The 3,386-nt window shown below is 75.9% G+C and carries 4 protein-coding genes and 1 pseudogene; 3 read left to right on the top strand and 2 right to left on the bottom strand.

Annotated features, from left to right (window positions below):
- Positions 1 to 28: 28 nt before the first annotated feature.
- Both ACFWXO_RS24280 and ACFWXO_RS24275 read left to right on the top strand, forming a co-directional pair.
- Positions 29 to 601: a TetR/AcrR family transcriptional regulator gene (locus ACFWXO_RS24280; protein WP_380525877.1), complete on the top strand. Its 573-nt coding sequence runs from the start codon at positions 29 to 31 to the stop codon at positions 599 to 601.
- Between the two features lie 267 nt (positions 602 to 868).
- Positions 869 to 1,489 carry a hypothetical protein gene (locus ACFWXO_RS24275; RefSeq protein WP_375896766.1) on the top strand — a complete coding sequence of 207 codons (621 nt, stop codon included), beginning with the start codon at positions 869 to 871 and terminating at the stop codon, positions 1,487 to 1,489.
- A gap of 64 nt (positions 1,490 to 1,553) precedes the next feature.
- Here ACFWXO_RS24275 and ACFWXO_RS24270 read toward each other — a convergent pair whose 3' ends face one another.
- Positions 1,554 to 2,189, bottom strand: coding sequence for a flavin reductase family protein (locus tag ACFWXO_RS24270; RefSeq protein WP_380525875.1), 636 nt, complete (start codon positions 2,187 to 2,189; stop codon positions 1,554 to 1,556).
- A 146-nt stretch (positions 2,190 to 2,335) separates the two neighbouring features.
- Positions 2,336 to 2,968, bottom strand: a complete 633-nt coding sequence (locus ACFWXO_RS24265) for a carbonic anhydrase (protein WP_375896771.1) — start codon at positions 2,966 to 2,968, stop codon at positions 2,336 to 2,338.
- 101 nt (positions 2,969 to 3,069) lie between these two features.
- On the opposite strand from ACFWXO_RS24265, the pseudogene ACFWXO_RS24260 reads away from it, so the two are divergent.
- Positions 3,070 to 3,386: pseudogene (locus ACFWXO_RS24260) on the top strand (hypothetical protein); the annotation flags it as partial.

The raw sequence follows: 3,386 nt of genomic DNA, 5'->3' as shown, positions 1-3,386 counted from the left end.
CCATCGACGAAGGGAACGGCGACCACCGATGACCGACGCAGCCCCCCGGCCGCTGCGGGCCGACGCGCGGCGCAACCGGGAGAAGATCCTCACCACCGCCGCGCGCGTGTTCGGGGAGCAGGGGCCGGACGCGCACCTGGAGCGCATCGCCAAGGAGGCGGGCGTGGGCAGCGCCACCCTCTACCGCAACTTCCCCACCCGGGAGGACCTGATCGAGGCGGTCTACCGCAACGAGGTGGCCCAGCTGTGCGAGGCCGCCCCCGCCCTGCTCGCCGAGCGGCCGCCCGAGCAGGCGCTGCGCGCCTGGACCCGCCTGTTCCTGGACTACGCCACCGCCAAGTACGGCATGATCGACGCCCTGCGCGCCATCGCCGCCACCGGGGCCAACCCCTACGGCGGCAGCCGGGAGATGATCCGGGCCGCCGTCACCACGCTCATGGACGCCTGCGCGGCCGCCGGCGCGATCCGCACCGACATCCGGCCCACCGACCTCGCCGCCGCCCTGGAGGGCATCGCCCTCACCTCGGCGGGCGCCGGGCACCGCGAGCAGGCCGAGCGCCTGCTCGACCTCACCCTGGACGGCCTCGCCGCGCGGCGGTGAGGCACCGGTGAGGCAACGGTGACGAGGGCCGGGGCCGCCAACGGCACGATCGAAGGGAGGCGGCCCCGGCCCCGGTCCGTTCCCGTACGGGCGGGGCATCGACCGCGGAAAGCCCGTACGGCTGCGGTCGGCACCCATTCGACGACTTCAACAGCACTTGAAGTCAAGCCCCCCGGCCGCGCCCCCGACAGGAAACCGGACACCGCCGCGGGGTAGCCTCGCTCCCGGCGGGGGCCGACAGGCGCGACGGGACGAGGGGCGGACGGGATGACGCAGCAGCAGCGCGGCTACTGGCGGGAGGCGGACGGCACGGCCGTCGCCGTCAGCCAGGCGCACATCGTGTGGACCAGGGCGGCCTACCCGGCCCTGGTGGACGTGGCCCACCGCTACCACGCGGTGATCACCTACGCCGAGCTGGCCGAGGCCGTCCAGCAGGCCTCCGGGGTGCGCACCAGCGTCAACCAGCGGCACTGGATCGGCAAGGTGCTGGCCCTGGTGGTGCGCGAGGCCCACCGGCGCGGCGACCCGCCGCTGACCGCCCTGGTCGTGAACGCCACCGACGGCATGGTCGGGGCCGGCTACCAGGACGTGCTGGAGGTCGCCGGGCAGCCGCCCGTCCTGGACGAGATGGACCGCGAGCAGCACGCCGCCGCCGCCCGGCTCGCCTGCTACCGGCACTTCGGCGCCGACCTGCCCGCCGACGGCGGCATCCCCGCCCTGGCCCCGCGCCTGAAGACCACGGTGACCCGCCGCAAGAGCGCCGCCGCCGCCCCCGCGGCCGCCGCGGCCACCGCGACCACCCCGCGCCCGCCGGCGATCTGCCCCAACTGCTTCCTGGAACTGCCCGCGACCCGGGTGTGCGACTCCTGCGGGGCGACCGTCGCCTGAGCCGGGGCCCCAGGACGTCCGAGCCGGGGCCCCAGGACGCGGCCCGGGGTGCGGCCCGGCCGCCTCACACCGCGGCCGGCATCCTCCCCGGCATCTGCCAGCCCTCCGCCAGCCGCGAGGGCGTCAGCCGCCGCCCCTCGCCGAAGAACTCGCAGAACTTCATGATCAGCGGGTCCCAGCCGACCGGGTCCACGTAGTGGTCGGTGCCCGGCACGATCAGCCGCTCCTCCACGTGCGCGCGCACCACCGAGACCTCGAAGGCGGTGCACCCCGGGTTGCCCGCCAGCGGCCGGGCCTCCTCCAGCCGGCACTCCAGCTGCACCGGGCACTCGGCCGCCCGCGGCGCCGCCACCAGCTCACCGGGCAGCTCGGTCAGCCCCGCGGCGGCGAACTTCCCCCGCTCGTGCCGGTAGCCCTGCGCGAGCCGGTGCTCGGTGATCCGCGGGTTGGCGGTCAGCAGCGCGAGCGCGTCCACGGCGTCGACCTGCCCGGCCGAGGGCAGGTTGAGCACGCACTCGCCCTCGCGCCGCAGGTTGACCGACGTCTGGGAGCTGTTGCCCAGCCCCAGCACGCAGGTCTGCCCCAGCCACCAGGCCGAGGACATCGGCGCCAGGTTGGCGCTGCCGTCCTCGTTGCGCGAGCCGATCAGCACCACCGGGGTGCCGAAGTAGAGAACCTTGAGATCGGTGACCTTGTGCACGGGAAGAGCCGTCCTCGCATCGGATGAGTCGGTGGCCCGGACCGGACGGTCCGCGACCGGACACCGACTCTGCCCCCGCCCGCGCCCCGGCGCTGGCGGGGATCGGACACCGCGTTCCCGCACCCGCAGCACGCGGCGCCGGGGGGTCAGCCCAGGCCGCGGACGGCGACCGTACGGGCCTGGCCGTCGGTCAGCCGGTACGACAGGCCCACCACCGCGGCCCGCCCCTCGGCGACCCGGGCGGCCAGCAGCTGCGAGCGCTCCAGCAGCAGGTCCACCGTCTGGCGGATGTGCTCGTCCACGATCGCGTCCGGGTCCTCGATGCCCGCCGCCTTCGCCGACAGCACGCTCGGCGTCACCCGCTCCACCACGTCCCGCACGAAGCCGCCGGGCAGCCTGCCCTGCTCCAGGGAGTCCAGCGCCGCCGCCACCGCGCCGCACGAGTCGTGCCCGAGCACCACCACCAGCGGGCAGTCCAGCACCGCCGCCCCGTACTCGATGCTGCCCAGCGCCTCCGCGCCGGTCACATGACCGGCGGTGCGCACCACGAACAGGTCACCCAGGCCCCGGTCGAAGATGATCTCGGCGGCCAGTCGGGAGTCGGAACAGCCGAACAGCACCGCGAACGGCTTCTGCGCCGCCCCCAGCGCGGCCCGCCTCCCGGCGTCCTGGTTGGGGTGCTCGGGGCTGCCGCCGACGAAACGGGCATTGCCCTCCAGCAGCACCCGCAGCGCCTCGGCGGGGTCGGATATCGGGCCGGATATCGGAGAGGAGATCATGCGGCCACCCTAGATCGCCGCCGCCGGGACCCGCAGCCGGGGGCCGGGTGCCACGGAAAAGCGGATGCCCGCGCCCCCGCCGCCGTGGCAGGGTCGCGCGCATGAACACCGACACGCCCACCGGCTGGTCCTTCGCCACCGCCCGGCAACCCGCCACCTTCGGGGCCTGCACCGTCGAGGGCGAACCGGACGAACCGGAGCACGCCGCGGTCGGCGACGACCGGACACTGTGCCAGGAACAGCCGCGCACCATCGTCCGCTACCGCCACCCGTTCGGCGTGCGCGTCGGCGCCCGGTTCTGCCCGCGCTGCCGGCACCTCGCCGCTGCCGCCCCGACCCGCCCCGGGGGGCCCGGGACCCCCGCACCAACACCACCCGCGGCCCCCCCCCGGGGCCCGCCCGCCCGGCCGCACACGCG

Origin of the sequence: Kitasatospora sp. NPDC059088 (assembly GCF_042738155.1) — a bacterium.
Taxonomy (GTDB): domain Bacteria; phylum Actinomycetota; class Actinomycetes; order Streptomycetales; family Streptomycetaceae; genus Kitasatospora.
The sequence above is the reverse complement of the archived record's forward strand: the minus strand, read 5'-3'. Positions and strand labels throughout refer to the sequence as shown.

What these genes read in the sequence shown, in the direction of transcription:
- ACFWXO_RS24275 (WP_375896766.1), top strand. Translation starts at nt 869, where the DNA reads ATGACGCAGCAGCAGCGCGGCTACTGGCGGGAGGCGGACGGCACGGCC.
- ACFWXO_RS24280 (WP_380525877.1), top strand. Translation starts at nt 29, where the DNA reads ATGACCGACGCAGCCCCCCGGCCGCTGCGGGCCGACGCGCGGCGCAAC.
- ACFWXO_RS24265 (WP_375896771.1), bottom strand. Translation starts at nt 2,968, where the DNA reads ATGATCTCCTCTCCGATATCCGGCCCGATATCCGACCCCGCCGAGGCG.